This window comes from Streptococcus sp. SR4 (assembly GCF_000517725.1).
GTDB lineage: Bacteria > Bacillota > Bacilli > Lactobacillales > Streptococcaceae > Streptococcus > Streptococcus salivarius_F.
In genome coordinates this window covers 1-18349 of the sequence record NZ_AZYW01000033.1, presented here as the reverse complement: position 1 = coordinate 18349, position 18349 = coordinate 1, and the positions used below count along the sequence as shown (strand labels likewise).

Annotated in this window: 16 protein-coding genes; 10 read left to right on the top strand and 6 right to left on the bottom strand. The window is 42.7% G+C overall.

Going from position 1 to position 18349, the window contains the following annotated elements; genetic code table 11:
* The first annotated feature begins 72 nt into the window (after positions 1-72).
* A complete protein-coding gene (locus HMPREF1519_RS04255; protein WP_002884730.1) occupies positions 73-705 on the top strand; it encodes a CHAP domain-containing protein in 633 nt (210 codons plus the stop codon).
* 100 nt (positions 706-805) lie between these two features.
* Here HMPREF1519_RS04255 and rnjA read toward each other — a convergent pair whose 3' ends face one another.
* A complete protein-coding gene (rnjA, locus tag HMPREF1519_RS04250) occupies positions 806-2488 on the bottom strand; it encodes a ribonuclease J1 (protein ID WP_002884294.1) in 1683 nt (560 codons plus the stop codon).
* A gap of 4 nt (positions 2489-2492) precedes the next feature.
* Complete coding sequence (locus tag HMPREF1519_RS04245; protein WP_022495963.1) at positions 2493-2723, bottom strand: DNA-dependent RNA polymerase subunit epsilon; 231 nt, start codon at positions 2721-2723, stop codon at positions 2493-2495.
* A gap of 260 nt (positions 2724-2983) precedes the next feature.
* Between HMPREF1519_RS04245 and tsaB the strand changes: the two genes are divergently transcribed.
* From tsaB to HMPREF1519_RS04220, 5 genes are read left to right on the top strand one after another with little or no spacing between them, the layout of a single operon-like run.
* Positions 2984-3670 (top strand): tRNA (adenosine(37)-N6)-threonylcarbamoyltransferase complex dimerization subunit type 1 TsaB, encoded by a 687-nt coding sequence (tsaB, locus tag HMPREF1519_RS04240; protein ID WP_037611260.1) that lies wholly within the window; start codon positions 2984-2986, stop codon positions 3668-3670.
* Positions 3630-4085, top strand: a complete 456-nt coding sequence (rimI, locus tag HMPREF1519_RS04235) for a ribosomal protein S18-alanine N-acetyltransferase (RefSeq protein ID WP_037611259.1) — start codon at positions 3630-3632, stop codon at positions 4083-4085. Before tsaB ends, rimI begins: the two co-directional genes overlap by 41 nt.
* Positions 4085-5098, top strand: a complete 1014-nt coding sequence (gene tsaD, locus HMPREF1519_RS04230) for a tRNA (adenosine(37)-N6)-threonylcarbamoyltransferase complex transferase subunit TsaD (protein ID WP_037611258.1) — start codon at positions 4085-4087, stop codon at positions 5096-5098. Before rimI ends, tsaD begins: the two co-directional genes overlap by 1 nt.
* Before the next feature lie 51 nt (positions 5099-5149).
* Positions 5150-5842: an AzlC family ABC transporter permease gene (locus tag HMPREF1519_RS04225; RefSeq protein WP_002884750.1), complete on the top strand. Its 693-nt coding sequence runs from the start codon at positions 5150-5152 to the stop codon at positions 5840-5842.
* Complete coding sequence (locus HMPREF1519_RS04220; RefSeq protein ID WP_037611255.1) at positions 5829-6155, top strand: AzlD domain-containing protein; 327 nt, start codon at positions 5829-5831, stop codon at positions 6153-6155. Before HMPREF1519_RS04225 ends, HMPREF1519_RS04220 begins: the two co-directional genes overlap by 14 nt.
* A gap of 51 nt (positions 6156-6206) precedes the next feature.
* Here HMPREF1519_RS04220 and recD2 read toward each other — a convergent pair whose 3' ends face one another.
* The 3 genes from recD2 to rnhC are packed head-to-tail and all read right to left on the bottom strand — an operon-like array spanning position 6207 to position 10331.
* Entirely contained in the window at positions 6207-8711 is a 2505-nt protein-coding gene (gene recD2 / locus HMPREF1519_RS04215; RefSeq protein ID WP_037611253.1) for an SF1B family DNA helicase RecD2, read from the bottom strand.
* 60 nt (positions 8712-8771) lie between these two features.
* On the bottom strand, positions 8772-9422 hold the full coding sequence (gene lepB, locus HMPREF1519_RS04210; RefSeq protein ID WP_037611251.1) for a signal peptidase I: 651 nt from the start codon (positions 9420-9422) through the stop codon (positions 8772-8774).
* Positions 9423-9440: 18 nt separating this feature from the next.
* Positions 9441-10331 (bottom strand): ribonuclease HIII, encoded by an 891-nt coding sequence (rnhC, locus tag HMPREF1519_RS04205; protein WP_037611250.1) that lies wholly within the window; start codon positions 10329-10331, stop codon positions 9441-9443.
* Between the two features lie 316 nt (positions 10332-10647).
* Here rnhC and HMPREF1519_RS04200 point away from each other — a divergent pair, with 316 nt between their 5' ends.
* Together HMPREF1519_RS04200 and HMPREF1519_RS04195 are read left to right on the top strand one after the other, a co-directional pair.
* Positions 10648-10962, top strand: coding sequence for a hypothetical protein (locus tag HMPREF1519_RS04200; RefSeq protein WP_037611266.1), 315 nt, complete (start codon positions 10648-10650; stop codon positions 10960-10962).
* Entirely contained in the window at positions 10959-11501 is a 543-nt protein-coding gene (locus tag HMPREF1519_RS04195; protein WP_002884677.1) for a CvpA family protein, read from the top strand. Before HMPREF1519_RS04200 ends, HMPREF1519_RS04195 begins: the two co-directional genes overlap by 4 nt.
* Positions 11502-11602: 101 nt before the next feature.
* Here HMPREF1519_RS04195 and HMPREF1519_RS04190 read toward each other — a convergent pair whose 3' ends face one another.
* The gene (locus HMPREF1519_RS04190; RefSeq protein WP_037611248.1) at positions 11603-13951 is read right to left on the bottom strand and encodes an endonuclease MutS2; all 2349 of its coding nucleotides are present in this window, start codon (positions 13949-13951) and stop codon (positions 11603-11605) included.
* A gap of 174 nt (positions 13952-14125) precedes the next feature.
* On the opposite strand from HMPREF1519_RS04190, the gene polA reads away from it, so the two are divergent.
* Together polA and HMPREF1519_RS10575 are read left to right on the top strand one after the other, a co-directional pair.
* The gene (polA, locus tag HMPREF1519_RS04185) at positions 14126-16765 is read left to right on the top strand and encodes a DNA polymerase I (protein ID WP_037611247.1); all 2640 of its coding nucleotides are present in this window, start codon (positions 14126-14128) and stop codon (positions 16763-16765) included.
* A 417-nt stretch (positions 16766-17182) separates the two neighbouring features.
* Positions 17183-18277 (top strand): DUF6287 domain-containing protein, encoded by a 1095-nt coding sequence (locus HMPREF1519_RS10575; protein WP_037611246.1) that lies wholly within the window; start codon positions 17183-17185, stop codon positions 18275-18277.
* The last annotated feature ends 72 nt before the right edge of the window (positions 18278-18349 follow it).

The window sequence follows — 18349 nt, the reverse complement described above, 5'->3', positions numbered from 1 at the left end:
TATTCCCCCTTAATCGCATTAAAATATGAGAGTGTTAAACTAATTTTATATTAATCTTATTCAGGGGGAAATATGAAAACTACAAAAAAAGCTGCTTTGGCAGTAGCCTCAAGTGCATTATTGCTCGGTCTTACAGTCGCACAAACAGTTAATGCTGATACTTATACAGTTCAAAATGGAGATTCATTCTTCGGGATTGCTAGTCAGTATGGGGTAGATCCTTATCAATTGGCAGCTGAAAATGGCATGACTATTTGGTCAACAATTGTTCCTGGTGGAAGCTTGGAAGTTTCAGGTGCTACGACAGCAGTTGAGGAAACAACAGAAGCTTCTTCTTCAGAGGTAGCAGCTACTGATTCAGATGCTACTTGGAATCGTTATCCAGTTGGGCAATGTACATGGGGTGTTAAGGAAGTCGCTCCATGGGCAAGTAACTGGTGGGGTAATGGTGGCGATTGGGCAGGAAGCGCTGCTAGCCAAGGTTATGCTGTAGGTTCAACACCTGTGACAGGATCAATTGTATGTTGGACTGATGGTGGTTATGGTCACGTTGGTTATGTAACAGAAGTTGGTCAAGATGGTCAAATTCAAATCTTGGAGTCAAACTATAACAACCAGCAACAAATCAATAACTATCGTGGTTGGTTTGACCCACAAAACTCAACTACACCAGGTTCAGTATCTTACATTTATCCAGGTGCATAAAATGAAAAAAGCGTTATAAGCGCTTTTTTTACTTGCTGGAAGGGTTGTGCTCCAGACTGTATTTAAACTAAAAAATGGTAGCCATCCAGCCACCATTTTTTTATTTATCAGGTGTGAGAATCATTGGAATAATGATTGGTTCACGTTCTGTTTTTTCATACAAGAATGGGCGTAAAGCATTGACGATAGCTCCATTAACAGATTGGATGCTAGCATCCTTGTTCTTAAGAGCGATACGAATAGCATTGAATAGAATGCGTTGGCTTTCGCGGATAAGATCGCCAGATTCACGCATATAGATGAAGCCACGACTGAGGATGTCTGGACCGGCTAGAATCATCTTAGACTTGAAGTCGACAGTTGCTACGGCAAGTACGACACCATCTTCAGAAAGATCACGACGGTCACGAAGAACGGCAGCTCCGATATCCCCAATACCATTACCATCAACATAGATATCTTGAGCATTGAAGTGACCTGCACGACGCGCAGAGTCTTTTGTTAGGGCTAAGACATCGCCATTTTCCATAATGAAGATATTATCTTTTGGAACACCACAATCAACAGCAAGACCTGCATGGACCTTCTGCATGCGGTATTCACCGTGAACAGGCATGAAGAATTTTGGTTTGATCAAACGAAGCATGAGTTTTTGCTCTTGTTGACCACCGTGTCCAGAGGTATGGATATTGTTGATTTTACCGTGGATAACATCGACACCAGCTTCTTGAATAGTATTAATCAAGCGGTTAACGCTGGTTGTGTTTCCTGGGATAGGGCTAGATGAGAAGATAACAGTGTCACCAGGTTGTAGTGTCACTTGGCGGTGCATCCCGTTAGCGATACGTGCAAGGGCTGCCATAGGCTCTCCTTGAGAACCGGTACACATGATAAGAATCTCACTGGCATGGTAGTTTTTCATCTCACTAGGGTCAATGATAGTTCCTTTTGGAACTTTGATGTAGCCTAGTTCAACCCCATTGACAATGGCTTTTTCCATAGAACGTCCGAAGACAACAATCTTACGGCCAGTTTTTACAGCGGCTTCGGCAGCTTGTTGCAGACGGAAAATGTTTGAGGCAAATGAGGCGAAGATAATACGTCCGTGGATGCCTTCAATAATTTTCATGATGGATTGACCAACGACCTTCTCGGAATTTGTGAAAGTTGGTACTTCAGCATTGGTTGAGTCTGAGAGGAGGCAAAGAACGCCTTCTTCACCAAGTGCAGCCATACGGTGAAGGTCTGCAGGCTCACCTACTGGGGTGAAGTCAAACTTAAAGTCACCGGTACACACAATTTTACCTTGAGGTGTATGGATGACAATACCGAGAGGTTCTGGAATTGAGTGAGTAGTGCGGAAGAAGGTCACGCTCATATTTTTGAAAGTAAGCTCTGTATTAGCATTAATTTCATAGAGTTGTGCGTCACGAAGTAGTCCGTGTTCTTCCAATTTTCCTTTGATAAGAGCAAGAGCAAGTGGCCCTGCATAAATTGGGATATTTGCCTGTTTAAGAAGGAAGGGGATCCCACCAATATGGTCTTCGTGACCGTGGGTAATGACAAGTGCCTTTACACGATCAACATTTTCAACGATGTAAGAATAGTCCGGGATAACATAATCGATTCCGAGAAGATCATCCTCGGGGAATTTAATACCCGCATCGACGATGATAATCTCATCTTGGTATTCAATACCATAGGTATTTTTACCGATTTCCCCCAAACCACCAATCGCATAAACCCCAACTTCTTCAGGTTTTAGATTGATTTTTGATGCCATGGTCTTAGAACTCCGTTACTTCAAAAACGCCTGTTTCTTTTTCGTATTCAAGGGCTTTTTCTGAGAGGAGCTCGATGAATTCGATGTTATAGGCAGTGTTTTTTTCGATGATTTTACGAGCTTGGATACGTCCCTCAAGTTCAGTTTCTGCATCGATATCTAGGTAGAGTGATTTTGTCTGTTCACGGCGTGGATTACGCTCTTTAGTTTCTTGGTAAAAGACTTTATAAATCATGGTTTTCCTTTCTTTCCAAAAGGCTCTGCCATTCTATAAAAAAACCGGTCAAGTTAATCTTTCTATGATTTACTTGACGTTATGATATTCACTTTATGAGTAATAGCTAGTAGCCTTGATTCGTTTAACAATTACTATTATTGTACCATAAGATAAGGGCTAGATAAAGAAAATGGCGGAAAAAGTTGGAAAATGTTCGTTTCTGGGAAACAGTGACTTGTGTTATAATAGAAAAGCATAAAAGGAAACAAGGAAAAAAGATGAAAATATTAGCATTTGATACTTCTAGCACAGCTTTATCAGTAGCCTTGTTAGAAGATGAGAAACTAGTGGCAGAGTCAACTGTCACAGTAAAAAAGAACCACAGTATTAGTCTAATGCCCACCATTGATTTTTTAGTTGCTCAGGCAGGCTGGCAACCGTCTGATTTAGAATGTATTGTGGTTGCACAGGGTCCTGGATCCTACACAGGGCTTCGTGTGGCTGTCGCAACAGCTAAGACTTTAGCCTATGCCCTCGACATTGATTTGGTGGGAGTTTCAAGTCTACAGGCACTGACAGACCTTACAGTTGACGGTGTTGTGATTCCTATCATGGATGCCCGTCGTAATAATGTTTACGTTGGTTTTTATGAAAATGGTCAGGCTCTCGTCCCAGATTGCCATGCAGCTTTTGTAGATGTTCTGGAGCAAGCTAAAACTTTTGAAAAGGTGACATTTGTCGGTGAAGTGGCTAATTTTGTGGATCAGATTAAAGAAAGCCTTCCAGAAGCAACTATCTTGTCAAGTCTTCCGTCAGCCCAGTTAATTGGTCGTTTAGGCTTGTCCTTGCCTTCTGTTGATGTGGATGCTTTTGTTCCACATTACTTGAAGCGGGTTGAGGCGGAAGAGAATTGGCTTAAGACGCATGAGGAGACTAACCGTGACAACTACATCAAGCGCGTCTAGATTGAGTAGCCAAGAGCAAGCTCAACTGATTTATCAGATTTTGTCGGATGTTTATGACAAATCTCCGTGGACGATAGAACAAGTGGTAGCAGACTTGGCTTTGGATACTACGGAGTATTTCTATGTTTATGATCAGGAAGAAGTTGTTGGTTTTTTAGCCCTTCAAAATTTAGTGGGTGAACTTGAGGTGACCAATATCGCCATTTTAAAAGCTTACCAGGGGCGTGGTTATGCTAGTCAGCTGATGAAGCATTTGGAAGAGCGTAGTGAACCTATATTCCTAGAAGTGAGGGCTTCAAATCAAGTCGCTCAGACACTTTATAGAAAATTTGGTTTTGAAAGTCTAGGGATTCGGAAAAATTATTATCATGAGCCTCAAGAAGATGCAGTTATCATGAGGCGAGAGGAAGTCTAATGGCAGATAGATATATTTTGGCAGTGGAGAGCTCGTGTGATGAGACTTCAGTTGCCGTTTTGAAAAATGAGAAGGAACTTTTAAGTAATATTATTGCCAGTCAGGTGGAAAGCCATAAACGTTTTGGTGGTGTTGTTCCTGAGGTGGCTAGTCGTCACCATGTGGAAGTGGTGACTCTTTGCATTAAAGATGCCCTTTCTGAGGCGGGAATTACTGCTGAACAACTAGATGCTGTAGCAGTAACCTATGGTCCTGGTTTGGTCGGGGCGCTCTTGGTCGGGATGGCAGCGGCTAAGGCCTTCGCTTGGGCACATGGGTTGCCTTTGATTCCAGTTAACCATATGGCTGGGCATCTTATGGCAGCGCGTGAGGTTCAAGAATTGAAATATCCCCTCTTAGCACTTTTGGTGTCTGGGGGACACACAGAGTTGGTTTATGTGTCAGAACCGGGGAATTACAAGATTGTTGGTGAGACACGTGATGATGCAGTTGGTGAGGCCTATGACAAGGTCGGGCGTGTGATGGGGTTGACCTACCCAGCCGGGCGTGAAATTGATGAGTTAGCTCATAAAGGGAAAGATGTTTATGATTTTCCACGTGCTATGATTAAGGAAGACCACTTGGAGTTTTCATTTTCAGGCTTGAAGTCAGCCTTCATTAATTTGCACCATAATGCAGAGCAAAAGGGTGACGTCCTAATTAAAGAAGACCTTTGTGCTTCTTTCCAAGCTGCTGTGTTGGATATTCTCCTAGCCAAGACTAAGAAAGCCTTGGAGCGTTACCCTGTCAAAACACTTGTTGTTGCGGGTGGTGTGGCAGCTAATCAAGGCTTACGTGAACGTTTGGCTGAAGAAATCACAGATGTAGATGTAGTTATTCCGCCTTTACGTCTCTGTGGTGACAATGCTGGTATGATTGCTCTAGCAGCAGCTATTGAATGTGATCAAAAACATTTTGCTGAGTTGGACTTGAATGCAAAACCAAGTCTAGCCTTTGCAGGATTTGAAGAATAAGAAGAACCTCTTACTAGTCTGGTAAGAGGTTCCTTTAGAAAGGAATTGAGTGTGTCTGACTTTCGTTTAGGTGTAAAAGCCGCGGTACCGACAGCTTTAGGCTATGTAGCTATTGGTCTAGCCTTTGGTGTTGTAGCAGCCGCTTCGGGTCTATCAGCCCTTGAGGTTGGCCTCATGTGTGCCTTGGTCTATGGTGGCTCGGCCCAGTTTGCCATGTGTGCCTTAGTAGTTGCAGGAGCTGGCCTAGGTGAGTTAACCTTGACTGTTTTCTTGGTTAATTTGCGTAACATGTTGATGAGTTTACATGCAACGACGATTTTTACAAAAACAAGCCTCTGGAATCAGCTGGGAATTGGTAGTCTGATTACGGATGAAAGTTATGGTGTTTTATTGGGAGAATATGTGCATCATAAAGATATTCCTGCTAACTGGATGCATGGTAACAATATTTTCAGCTATCTGGTTTGGATTGTATCATCAGTTATTGGTTGTTTGATTGGTTCCATGATTCCTAATCCTGAGCTTTTTGGTTTGGATTTTGCTTTGATTGCCATGTTTATAGGTTTGTTAAGTAGTCAGATTGATGCCTTGTTAGGGGAAGGAGTGCGTAAGCTACTCTTGATTTTACTATCTATTGCTGTGGCTTATCTGAGCTTTAGTGTCATCTTGTCGGAATCTTTGGCTGTTTTAGTGGCTACTTTGGTTGGATGTAGTGTGGGGGTGATGTGTGATGGCCGTCAATAAGTTTATTCTCATTGCTATTCTACTTGGGTTTGTGGTTAGCTGGGTTCCTCGTGTGCTTCCCTTTGTTTTAGTGAAATACAAGGGGCTACCAGATATCGTTGTTCGATTTTTGCACTACTTACCAGTTTCTATCCTCTTTGCCTTGATTCTCTCTAGTCTCACGGCTGAGAAGATTGGTCACTTGCCACAGTTTAAGTGGATGGAAATACTGGCTACTGTGCCAACGGTAATCGTAGCCTTTAAGAGCAAAAATCTACTCTATGCAGTAATCGTCGGTATAATATCTATGGCCCTGATTCGTTTCGTATTTTAGCAAATGAAAAGACTTGGAGTTGCTCTTAGTGAGTCGCTTTCCAAGTCTTTTTTAGTTATTGTTAAAAAAAGCAGCAATATCGTCTTCACTGAGCCCAATCATTGGATCTATAGTTGCCCAATTTTCTTCAGTTAAACGATAGTTTTCTTCTGTTTGCACAGGTTTGTTAACAGACTTATCCACAGGTTGTGAATAAGTGTTAACAAGATCTGGGGATGGATTGATATTTTCCGAGAAGTCTTTGTTTTCAAAGGTTTCTGAGGGGTAGTTGTTTTTCGTTTTTGTTTGATTGGGTGCCTCTGTTGCCTCGTTTTTAACAATCTTTTCGACAGACTTATCAACAGCTTGTGTATAAGTTTGTTCAAAACGTTGGATGAGAAAAGTATTTCGTTTAGCTCCTTCGTTGCGAACGGCATAATCAAAGGCTGCGATTTCCCCTAACATGACTAGCTTACTCTTGGCGCGTGTGATAGCGGTGTAGATGAGGTTACGTTGTAGCATACGTCCACTTTGTCGTGTGATAGGAAGGATAACGACTGGGAACTCACTCCCTTGGGATTTGTGGATTGACATGGCATAGGCCAGAGTAATCTTATTCCATTCGTTACGAGGATAGATAACCTCATTGCCATCAAAGGACATGTAAATTTCGTCCTGCTTGCTTTCAGTATATTTACCAGGGATGAGATCAGTAATGATGCCGATGTCGCCGTTGAAGACATTGAGTTCGGTATCGTTGACCAGATGGAGAATTTTGTCGTTCTTACGGAAGAAAATGTCATTAAAGGCAAACTGATTGGCCTTTTCTTGAGGATTAAGTAGGTCCTGCATAATGGTATTGAGATTGTTGATACCAGCCTGTCCTCGGTACATGGGGGCTAAAATTTGCACATCCTGAGCAGCAACCCCACTCTTTATAGCGGCAGAGACAATTTTAGGAACCATCTGTGGAATATGGTTGGCATTGGCCTCAAAGTAAGAGCGGTCAGCCTTTTTCTCTGTGAAATCAGCGGGGAGTTGCCCTTGTCGCATCTGGCTAGCTAAGGTAACGATGGTGGAGTCCTCGGATTGTCTGAAAATTTTGGTTAGGGAAACCTTTGGCAAGTTATCAATCTGCAAAAGGTCAGCCAAGACCTGGCCAGGGCCTACGGAAGGCAGCTGGTCTTGGTCACCCACAATGATGACTTGGGTTGAATCAGAGATACTTTCAAAGAGTTGGTTGGCCAACCAAGTATCAACCATAGAAAACTCATCGATGATAATCAAGTCGCAATCGAGATAGTCCTCTAAGGTCTTGAAATCGTCCTCGCTATTGAGTCCCAAATGTCTATGGATAGTGGCACTAGGGAGTTGGGTGAGTTCGTTCATTCGACGAGCAGCCCGTCCCGTTGGTGCCGCTAAAATAATAGGCAAATCAGACTTTTTGAGATCTAGACCATGAAGGTCGGCATAGGTTTTAATAATGCCGTTAATAACAGTGGTTTTCCCTGTTCCGGGGCCACCTGTCAGGATGAAGACCTTGCTTTGTAGGGCTTTGATAATGGCATCTTTTTGAACCTTATCATAAGTAATACCAAGCTCCTCTTCCACCTCTTCAAGACTTGCTTGGATTTTGTCCTCAGCACTAATGTCAGGTTGGTCTTTCATGATACGAGTTAGGTGGGTATAGATGCCCTGTTCCGCAAAATATAGGGTATTATCAAAGATTTTAGTCTCTACATTTTGTACCTTATCCTCTTGGATGAGATTGGTTAATTCCTTCGCGACTAAGGCGGGGTCAAGTTCAATCTGACGAGCACTTTCCAAAAGGATGATAGTTCGTTCAAGCAAGGCTTTGGCTTCGATATAGGTGTCGCCTTCTTCCATGCTAGCTTCTAGCAGACAATGAATCAAGGCAGCTCGTAAACGTTCAGGAGCATCACTAGCAATTCCTAAGCGTTCGGCTAGTTGGTCAGCTATTTTAAATCCGATTCCTTGAACTTCCTCTACCAAGAGATAAGGGTGTTCCTCGATAAGGTTGAGCGATTCTTCCTTATATTGGTTGAAAATTTGTGAGGCAGCTTTTGGTGTGAGTCCATAGCTGGAAAGTTTGGACAAGATTTGCTCGGTTCCATAGTTGATTTTTAACTTTGCAACGAAGGCTTCTCGATTGACCTTGGACAGATTAGGAATCTGTTCTAATTTGCTCGGATCCTCGAGAATCTTGTCAATAGGGTCTTCACCATAAATCTCGACAATACGCTCAGCTGTTTTCTTACCAATCCCCTTAAAATTGTCGCTGGCGAAATACTTGATAAGACCGCTAGCAGAAGGTTTTGACCGTTCGTAGCGCGTCATTTGGAGTTGTTCACCATATTTGGGATGATTGGTTAGCTGACCCCAGAAGGTATAATCTTCACCTTCCATGACATCTCCCATGGTTCCTGTAACAATGATTTCATAGTCCTCAAAATCACTGTCTGTTTCGTCAATTTCTAAGAGTAGAATACGGAAAAAATTACTAGCGTTTTCGAAAATGACGCGTTCGATAGTTCCTGAAAAATAAAATTCTTGCATGTGTTTTTCCTAGATACATAATAAGGCTGGGTTTCCCCAACCTTATCTTATTCAGTGTTTTTAGTTGTCCTCAACAGTACCAATTTTATTAAGTGGCCAGAGTGGCCAGAAGCGGAATTTAACTTCCCCTACAAGAGCGCTCTTGTCAAAGTAACCAACGACTCGACTATCTTTGGAAACAATACGGTTGTCTCCAAGTAGGAAATATTTGCCTTCAGGAACAGTGACAGAGAAGGTCGTGTTGCCGTCAGCATTGGTTGTAAAAGCCTTGGCATCCTTAGCTAGTTGTTGGAAGTAGCTACTCTTGCTCTTGTCATCGTTGTAAGCATATTCTTTTTGTAGCTTATCCTTGGCAAAGGCAGCTTGGAATTCTTTGAGGTATTCTTCCTTGACTTCTTTACCGTTGACAGTAAGTTTATCATTTTGATAGGTAATGGTATCACCTGGCATACCGATGATACGTTTGACGATTTGTTTCGTCTTACCGTCTTCGACTTCCTTTGCAACGACAATATCGAAGCGTTCAATAGATGTGTGTTTCAAAACGATAACACGTTGATTATTGGCTAGAGTAGGATCCATTGAGTGGCCGTCAACCTGGACAGGGAGCCAAAGGAAGAGGCGAGTCAAAAGGAAAAATGTGATAAAGAGGATAAAGAGTCCCCATTCACGAAGGAAAATGAGGAAGTATTGGGTCCATTTGTTTTTCATAGTTAAGGCCTTTCAGGGTTATTTTAAGCGTTGGTAGGCTTTTTTGGTATTGGCGAAATGATATTTAGCAGTAGCTTGGAGAGCCTGATCTCCGTAGGCTTGAAGAAGCTTAGTTGCGACCTGGTCAGATTTAGCACCAGCACCTGAAGGAAGGGTATAGCCAACCTCTTGGCTGAGTTTGTCAAGATTTTCCAGGAAGAGATTGCGAGCGATGATAGAGCTCACTGCGACAGCTAAGTATTTCCCCTCAGCCTTTTCTTCTAAAGTAATAGGAAAGTCAAAGCGATTGCGTTCATTCCTGAGGTATTTTTGATAATTTTTCTCACTGGTGAAGGCATCAATGACAATCTTATCTGGTTTAGCACCTGATTGTAACAATAGAAAGATAGCCTGATTGTGGAGAGCTACTTTAACGGACACAGCATTATGACTCTTACCGTCTCCAACCACTTCATTGTACTTTCTAGGCGAAAGAAGGAGTGCTTTGTGAGGAATTTTCTCCTCCAATATAGGTGCAATCTGACGAATCTTGATATCATTAAGATTTTTAGAATCATCGACCCCAAGAGATTTCAAAAAGGCATGGTCAGCCGGGGTAACTAGACTAGCTACAACAGCTAGACCACCAAAATAGGAGCCATTTCCGACTTCGTCTGATCCAATTAGGGCTAGGTTTTGCCCATCAGGTGAATGCTTAGGTTCAGCTTGGTATCCAAAACGGCTAGCCAAGACTTCTGGCTTAGCTCCTTGGAAAGTTACCTTTCCTGAAGTATAGGCGATGACACTTATTCCATCGACCTTGGCTGAAAAACTTGCATAAGGATTTTTAGTCGCAGTCGCATAGTTTGCCAGGTCCTTTTGGAGTGTCGAAATCTGCTCTGCTGTCATTTTTAATACGATTGTGCCCATGAAATCTATTTTAGCACAAAAAAGGAGAATTGGTAGATATTTTACAGACTCGGAATCTCTGAAAATTATTTTTCTAGAGAAGTGCAAAGTCTAAAATTTACGAAAGTTAAAATTTAGGATATAATGATTAGAAAGAGAATGCCTAACCATGCTCTTTTTTCCACAATTAGAGGCAATGGGTTGGCATTTAAGTATCGAACACGCCTCAGAGTAAGTATCTGAATCTTGCTAAAAAATGGCGATATAAAAGCAATAAAATAAGGAGAAGCTGCGGTGGCGAATCTGTGACCACCATTGATTGGCAGCTAACAAGCAAATGGCAAATAAGAACCGTTACAAATTTCATTTTGGAGAGAAGAACCTCACGCTAACAACTGATAAGGACAACCTTTTCATGGAAGAGGTGGAGCGTGTTGCCCACGAGAAATATAAAATTATCAAAGAGCAGATGAAAAATGCTGACAATGAAACGATCGCTATTCTAATGGCTATCAATTCTTTGTCGACTCAGTTGGAACGCGAAATTCAAGTTGAAGATATGGAAAAAGAGTTGGCAACGTTGAGAGCTAAGCAACTTGAGCAGCTCAAGGTTAAGGCGACAGCTACAAATGACGATGAGGATGACGCATGATTGGACTCCTTGTCTTAGCCATTATGGCTTGGAATTTCTACATTGGCTACCGTCGAGGCCTCTTTATGCAAGCCTATTACGTGGTTTCAGTCATTATCGCCATGTGTGTGGCGGCCTATTTCTACCGGTCGCTAGGAGAGGCTATCAATCTTTGGGTACCTTATACCAATCCAACAAAAGATGCTAGCATAGCTTTCTTTAAAGATCAGAACATCTTTTCACTTGACCGTGTCTATTATGCGGGCGTTGCTTATTTTGCTATCTACTGTATAGCCTATTATGGCTTACGCTTTCTTGGTATTTTCTTCCACTTTGTGAGAATTGAGCGACTTGATCAAAGACGTTACCAAGTGGTAGGCGGCGTCTTGGCCACCTTAGTGAGTCTTGTGCCTTTGACTATGTTGGGGAATATTCTTGCGACTGTTCCTATGAACAACATTCAAACGCTTTTGTCATCGAGCTGGGTTTTACGTATCTTGATTAATGGTTATTTTCCAGTTAGTCAGATTATCCAGCATTTGTGGACAAGTGTGATATAGAAAATAGAAGTCTTCCTTGATTAAGGGAGACTTTTTTGTTATTTGTTTTGGTAGGATATGAAAAAGACCGGACACAAGGTCTCAGTCTTTCTTAACTATTTTTACCCTAAGGTTGCAATGGTACATCCGGAACCACCGGCACTTTGTGGGGCATATTCAAAACTTTTAACATGGCGATGACGGCGGAGATATTTGGTAACGGCATCACGGATGACACCTGTACCAATACCGTGGATGATGTCCACCTGACTCATGTTATTAAGTAGGGCTTGGTCAATAAAGGCATCAAGCTCTTGCATGGCTTCTTCGTAACGTTTCCCACGAAGGTCTAGACGAGCACGAGGACCACCAGATGCCTTTTTGGCTTTCTTAACCACGTTAATCTGTTTCTTCTTAGGTTGTTGGGCTTCCGCTTGGGCACGAACAAGAGTGAATTCATCCGCCTTGAGTGTCATCTTGATGAGACCTACCTGGGCTTCCCAGTTACCATTTTTGGCTTGACTGGTAAGCGTACCACGTTGACCATAGGCGGTAACGATGATATCATCTCCGACACGAGGGGCACGCGCAGCCTTTTCTTTCTTGGCCTTACGAAGGACCTTATTCTTAGAGAGGTCCACTTGAGGGGCAAGTTTCTTGAGTTTTCCTTTGGCGTCGATAACTTCATGAGGTTTGAGTTGACTCTTATCGTGGAGATTTTTGAGAATACTATCGCTCTCAGCCAAAGCTGTATCCACCATTTCTTGAATTTCTTTCTGAGCCTTTTCGAGTTCCTTGTCGTACTCATGGGAGAATTCATTATAGAGTTTCTTGACCGCACGGTTGAATTTAAGGTTTTCTTGCTCAACGTCCTTGATGTGTTCCAGACGTTTTTGTGTTTCCACAGTTTGGGCTTCAAGTTGCTCGATGATACGGTTGACATCACTATCAGTATCCGTGAGGTTTTCTGCCTCCTTGACAATAATTTCATTCAAACCGAGGCGGCGAGCAATCTCAAAGGCGTTAGAGCGACCAGGAACTCCCTGCATAAAACGATAGGTAGGGCTTAAAGTCGCTGTGTCAAACTCCATGCTGGCATTTTCCACATGTTGCGTCTCAATCCCATAGGCCTTAAGCTCAGGATAGTGAGTAGTAGCCATGGTTTTAATCTGGCTCAAACGGAGGTGCTCTAGGATTGCCATGGCTAGACTAGCCCCTTCCTGAGGGTCAGTACCAGCCCCGAGCTCATCGACCAAGACAAGACTGTTGCTGTCGGCAGCATCCAGAATCTCGACAATGTGAGTCATGTGACTAGAGAATGTTGACAAACTCTGTTCGATAGACTGTTCATCTCCGATGTCGGCAAAAATCTCTTGGAAAATGGCTACACGACTGCCCTTATCAGCCAAAATTGGAAGACCAGATTGAGCCATCAGTTGTGCTAATCCTAGAGTTTTAAGCATGACCGTTTTACCACCGGTATTGGGACCTGTAATGACAATGGCTGTGAGGTCCTCATCAAAGCGCAAATCGTTGGCCACTGGATTGACCAAGAGCGGGTGACGAACGTTAAGCAGTTGGAGTGTTTGGTTGTCACTAATCTTTGGGATAACCGCCTTCTTATCTTGGAGATAGAGGTATTTTCCTCGAATGAAGTCCATGTGGCCCAAAATCCAAGCGTTGTTAGCGATAGCAGCAGCTTGTGGACGGAGTTGATCAGACAATTCATGCAGGATACGAGCCATCTCATGGCGTTCGTCTGCACGTAATTGTGTAATTTCTTCGTTAAGTTGGATAACGGCGCGTGGCTCGATATACACTGTGTTTCCGGAGCTTGAGATGTCATGCACAACCCCAGCAATACGGTTACGGTAGGTATTTTTGACAGGAAGCACTGAACGACCATTACGACTAGCAATCAGACTCTCAGCCAACATGTGGCCAGATTTTTTGAGAATGTCTTGCAAGGTCTGGCGAATGGCATCATCGCAAGATTTGAGTTGACGACGGATATTCTGCAACTCAGGGCTAGCAAAATGCTCAATAAAACCACCATCATTGATACTTTGAAGGCTACCTTGTAGACTTGGGAAGGCCTCAATCTTTTCGAAAAGACGTTTAAGAGCGACGAGCTCAACATTTTCAAGGTCAGCGTAGAAGCGACCAAGGTCAGCTGAAGCTTGTAGCACCTTCTTGATAGCAATGAGCTCCTGAATGTTGAGGTCAGCATCCAGTTCCAAGCGACGCAAGGGTTCAGAAATATCTCGCAAGCTACCAATGGCAAAGCCATGGTGTTCTACGAAAATCTCAGCCATTTCTTGAATTTCTGTAAATTGATTTTGAATTCTTTCTGGATTGGTCATAGGTACCAAGTCACGTAACTCCGCCTGAGCCTGTTCAGTCTGCAGGTATTCTGTGAACTGGTCCTTGACCTTGTTAAATTCTAATTGGTCTAAAATCTTTGTGTTCATAGCTTCTATTATAGCACATTTGCCTATGGGGCGTGGAGGTGGGAAATGCCTGAGGTCGTTTTATGGGCGGACTTTTGTCATCAGATGTTGACTAGCTATTTTTACAAAAGAGTCTCCCTAAAATAAGAGATTTTCAATTAAAACCAATGCTCTCATCTATGCTATAATAAACCTATGACTAATCAGAAAAAATTACTCCTAATTGACGGTTCATCCGTTGCCTTTCGTGCTTTTTTCGCACTTTATAATCAAATTGACCGTTTTCGTAACAATAGTGGCCTTCATACCAATGCCATTTATGGCTTCCACCTCATGTTGGACAACCTGCTTGAGCGTATCCAACCGACTCATGTCTTGGTAGCCTTTGATGCTGGAAAAACAACTTTCCGTACAGAGATGTTTGCGGACTATAAGGCTGGTCGTGCCAAGACTCCAGAGGAATTCCGTGAGCAGTTCCCTTATATCCGTGAGATGTTGGCTGCACGTGGTATCGCCTATTATGATCTGGCTCAGTACGAGGCAGACGACATTATCGGTACCTTGGCTAAGATGGCTGAAAATACCAGTGAGGACTATCAAATTACTGTTGTCTCTGGGGATAAAGACTTGATTCAGCTGACTGACGAAAATACTGTCGTTGAAATTTCGAAGAAGGGTGTGGCTGAGTTTGAGGCCTTCACACCTGACTACCTCATGGAGAAAATGGGGATTACCCCTGCGCAATTCATCGACCTTAAGGCTCTCATGGGTGATAAGTCCGATAATATTCCAGGAGTTACTAAGATTGGTGAAAAGACTGGTCTCAAGCTCCTCTTGGAACACGGTTCCCTTGAAGGTATCTATGAGCATATTGATGAGATGAAGAAGTCCAAAATGAAGGAAAATCTCATCAATGATAAGGAACAGGCCTTCCTTTCTAAGACCTTGGCGACCATTGATACCCAGTCTCCTATTGAAATTGGCCTAGATGATACGGCCTTTACGGGACCTGACCTTGAAAAATTGGCAGCCTTTTATGACGAGATGGGCTTTGTTCAGTTCAAAAATGCCCTTGGTGGCGAGGCTGTGCCGCAGGATTTTGATGTGGCCTATACTGAGCCTAGCCAAGTGACAGCGGGTCACTTTAGCTCTGATGATTTCTTCTATTTTGAAATTCTCGGTGACAATTATCACACAGAACCTATCATCGGTTTTGCTTGGGGGAATGACAAGCAGATTCATGCGTCTACAGATACTGACCTACTCAAATCAGAGGCATTCCAGACAGCTCTTTCAAAAGCTGTTAATATCTACGATTTCAAGCGTAGTAAGGTGCTTTTGAGCCATTTAGGGATTGACTTGCCTACGGCTAATTTTGATGCACGTCTGGCCAAGTATCTGCTATCAACCGTTGAAGACAATGAATTGTCAACCATTGCCCGTCTCTATACGGACCTACCGTTGGAAACAGATGAAGTGGTCTATGGCAAGGGAGCTAAGCGTGCGGTTCCTGAAAAAGAGGTCTTGCTCAGCCATCTAGCTAAAAAAGTCAAGGTCCTTCAGGTTGCTAAACCGGTTATGCTTGAAAAATTGGCTGAACACGGTCAATCAGAGCTTCTCTTTGACATGGAGTTACCACTGGCAAATGTGCTAGCTAAGATGGAAATCGCTGGTATTAAGGTCAAGGGGCAAACCCTTAACGAGATGGCAGTGGAAAACCAAGTAGTCATCGATAAATTGACCCAAGAAATCTACGAAATGGCGGGCGAGGAGTTCAATATTAACTCGCCTAAACAGTTGGGTGTTATCCTCTTTGAAAAGATGGGGCTACCTTTGGAATACACTAAGAAAACCAAGACAGGTTACTCAACAGCTGTGGATGTCCTTGAACGTTTGGCTCCAATTGCTCCAATCGTAGCTAAAATTTTGGAGTACCGCCAAATCACCAAGCTTCAGTCTACCTATGTCTTGGGGCTTCAAGATTATATCCTTGAGGATGGCAAGATTCATACCCGTTATGTGCAGGATTTAACTCAGACAGGTCGTTTGTCATCAGTGGATCCCAACCTGCAAAATATCCCCGTTCGCTTGGAGCAAGGTCGTCTCATTCGTAAGGCCTTTGTCCCATCGACTGAGGACGCAGTCCTTTTAAGCTCGGATTACTCACAGATTGAGTTGCGCGTGCTTGCCCATATTTCGGGAGATGAACATTTGATTGCAGCCTTTAAAGAGGGGGCAGATATCCATACCTCTACAGCCATGCGTGTCTTTGGTATTGAAAAGCCAGAGGATGTTACACCTAACGACCGTCGTAATGCAAAGGCTGTTAACTTCGGGATCGTTTATGGCATTTCTGACTTTGGTCTATCCAACAACTTAGGCATTAGCCGTAAGAAGGCTAAGGAGTATATCGACACCTACTTTGAACGTTATCCTGGTATCAAGGCCTATATGGATAATGTGGTTCGTGAAGCCAAGGATAAGGGCTATGTCGAGACCCTCTTCCACCGCCGTCGTGAGTTGCCAGATATCAATTCTCGTAACTTTAACGTCCGCAACTTCGCAGAGCGTACAGCTATCAACTCGCCTATCCAAGGAAGTGCCGCTGATATCCTCAAGATTGCTATGATTAACCTAGACAAGGCTCTGGTAGAAGGTGGCTATAAAACTAAGATGCTCCTCCAGGTGCACGATGAAATCGTCCTTGAGGTGCCAAACGACGAACTTGTAGCTATGAAGGCCTTGGTTAAAGAAACCATGGAAGCTGCAGTCGAACTCGCTGTTCCTCTCATCGCAGATGAGAATGACGGCCGCACATGGTATGAGGCAAAGTAAAACATGAAAGAAAATTTTCCATTTACCTATTTTCTCTTGCGCTACATGCTAGGATTTCTGGCCGTTGTTCTAGCTATCGTAGCAGTGTTGGTGATTATCACCTACTTCATGACCAAGTAGAAATAGACAGATAAAAGCTGGACTGAGATCCGGCTTTTTTTGATTCGTATACTTGTAATTGTAAAAAGAATTACCATCTAATGTCTAGATTTTTTAATTAAAACTCTAATTTTATTGAGATTGAAATTGTTTAGTCATAGTGAAAGCTCGGATTATATAAGTGTTCTTGACAAATAAATATAAATTAATTTTTCAAAAAAATACTTGACTTGATAATCATACAATTGTTAATATAACGTCAGAGAGATTTAAATGATTTAATGTTAACGTTAGGTCGTTTCTTATGAAAGGATAGTTATGAAAAAGAAATTAACAGGATTTGCACTCCTATCAAGTTTGTTTTTGCTGACGGCTTGTAACGCAACGAATACGGACATTTCAGGTTCAGGAGACGGTACTGCTAAGTCTGAGCAAGTGAGTGGCGATTCGTCCGAAACCGAGGAAGTGAGCTACGATGAGCTCTATGCTTCGGTCTTGGACCTCTATCGTCCCATTGCTCTGAACGGTGATACATCGGCTGTTCCAAGTGATCTTTCGTCTGACGAAGCTTATGCGACTAGCACTATTTTTGATGCTAAAAGAGCAGGAGAAAACGTGCAATATAGCTATGTAGACATCAACCATGATGGCTCAGCTGAACTTTTGATTGGTACTCCTGACAGTGTCCATGCGCTATATTATCTTGATAATGATGATAAGCCTGTTTTTGCCAAAAGTGCTGGAACTTTTGCCAAGGGTGGTTACTTGAGCACTATGAAATTTTATAAAGATGGTACAATTTACTGTCAACTATTCCAGCGCATGAAGCCTGAAGCAAAGGCTGAGACCTATGAAATTAAAGATGGTGCCTTTAACCAGCTTCAATCAGTTGATTTCAGCATGTCTGAGACAACTGATGGTGCAAGTAAGGTTGGCTTAGGTAACGAACAGACTTTGGATTTATCTTCCGAAGATTGGTATGATTTTGACGACTCAAGTAGTGACGAGACAGAAGATAGTAGTAGCGATAGCAAGTCAAACAAAGAGACTGGTATGGACATCAATGCTATTCAGAATGGTGATTTCTCAAGTATCGCTGGAACTTGGAAGAATGGTAAAGGCTATACAATGACCTTTGATAAAAATGGGTTAGTAAGTGATACTGAGAAAGTAGCAATTGAATATGGTAAAATTACTGATGGCTTTTTTAAAGCAGGACTTGTACCAAAAGTAGTTGGTCCTGGAGGTGGAATGATTGCATTCTTACCTAAAGGAGTATCTCTGACTGGTTCTGTAATGTCATCATCAGAGACAGCTGATGACCAATCTGATAAGACAAAAGAGCGTCTTTGGATGGGACAACAACTAAGTGGCACCACAGACGACAGTTACTTCTTCTACAAAGTAGATTAATAATTCTCAAGCTGAAACTTGAACGTTTCGGCTTTTTGTTCTCTATAGTGACATTTATGTCACTATTTTTTA

What these genes read in the sequence shown, in the direction of transcription:
- rnjA (WP_002884294.1), bottom strand. Translation starts at nt 2,488, where the DNA reads ATGGCATCAAAAATCAATCTAAAACCTGAAGAAGTTGGGGTTTATGCG.
- HMPREF1519_RS04245 (WP_022495963.1), bottom strand. Translation starts at nt 2,723, where the DNA reads ATGATTTATAAAGTCTTTTACCAAGAAACTAAAGAGCGTAATCCACGC.
- tsaD (WP_037611258.1), top strand. Translation starts at nt 4,085, where the DNA reads ATGGCAGATAGATATATTTTGGCAGTGGAGAGCTCGTGTGATGAGACT.
- HMPREF1519_RS04220 (WP_037611255.1), top strand. Translation starts at nt 5,829, where the DNA reads ATGGCCGTCAATAAGTTTATTCTCATTGCTATTCTACTTGGGTTTGTG.
- HMPREF1519_RS04200 (WP_037611266.1), top strand. Translation starts at nt 10,648, where the DNA reads ATGGCAAATAAGAACCGTTACAAATTTCATTTTGGAGAGAAGAACCTC.
- lepB (WP_037611251.1), bottom strand. Translation starts at nt 9,422, where the DNA reads ATGAAAAACAAATGGACCCAATACTTCCTCATTTTCCTTCGTGAATGG.
- rimI (WP_037611259.1), top strand. Translation starts at nt 3,630, where the DNA reads ATGAGGAGACTAACCGTGACAACTACATCAAGCGCGTCTAGATTGAGT.
- rnhC (WP_037611250.1), bottom strand. Translation starts at nt 10,331, where the DNA reads ATGGGCACAATCGTATTAAAAATGACAGCAGAGCAGATTTCGACACTC.
- recD2 (WP_037611253.1), bottom strand. Translation starts at nt 8,711, where the DNA reads ATGCAAGAATTTTATTTTTCAGGAACTATCGAACGCGTCATTTTCGAA.
- HMPREF1519_RS04195 (WP_002884677.1), top strand. Translation starts at nt 10,959, where the DNA reads ATGATTGGACTCCTTGTCTTAGCCATTATGGCTTGGAATTTCTACATT.
- HMPREF1519_RS04255 (WP_002884730.1), top strand. Translation starts at nt 73, where the DNA reads ATGAAAACTACAAAAAAAGCTGCTTTGGCAGTAGCCTCAAGTGCATTA.
- tsaB (WP_037611260.1), top strand. Translation starts at nt 2,984, where the DNA reads ATGAAAATATTAGCATTTGATACTTCTAGCACAGCTTTATCAGTAGCC.
- HMPREF1519_RS10575 (WP_037611246.1), top strand. Translation starts at nt 17,183, where the DNA reads ATGAAAAAGAAATTAACAGGATTTGCACTCCTATCAAGTTTGTTTTTG.
- polA (WP_037611247.1), top strand. Translation starts at nt 14,126, where the DNA reads ATGACTAATCAGAAAAAATTACTCCTAATTGACGGTTCATCCGTTGCC.
- HMPREF1519_RS04190 (WP_037611248.1), bottom strand. Translation starts at nt 13,951, where the DNA reads ATGAACACAAAGATTTTAGACCAATTAGAATTTAACAAGGTCAAGGAC.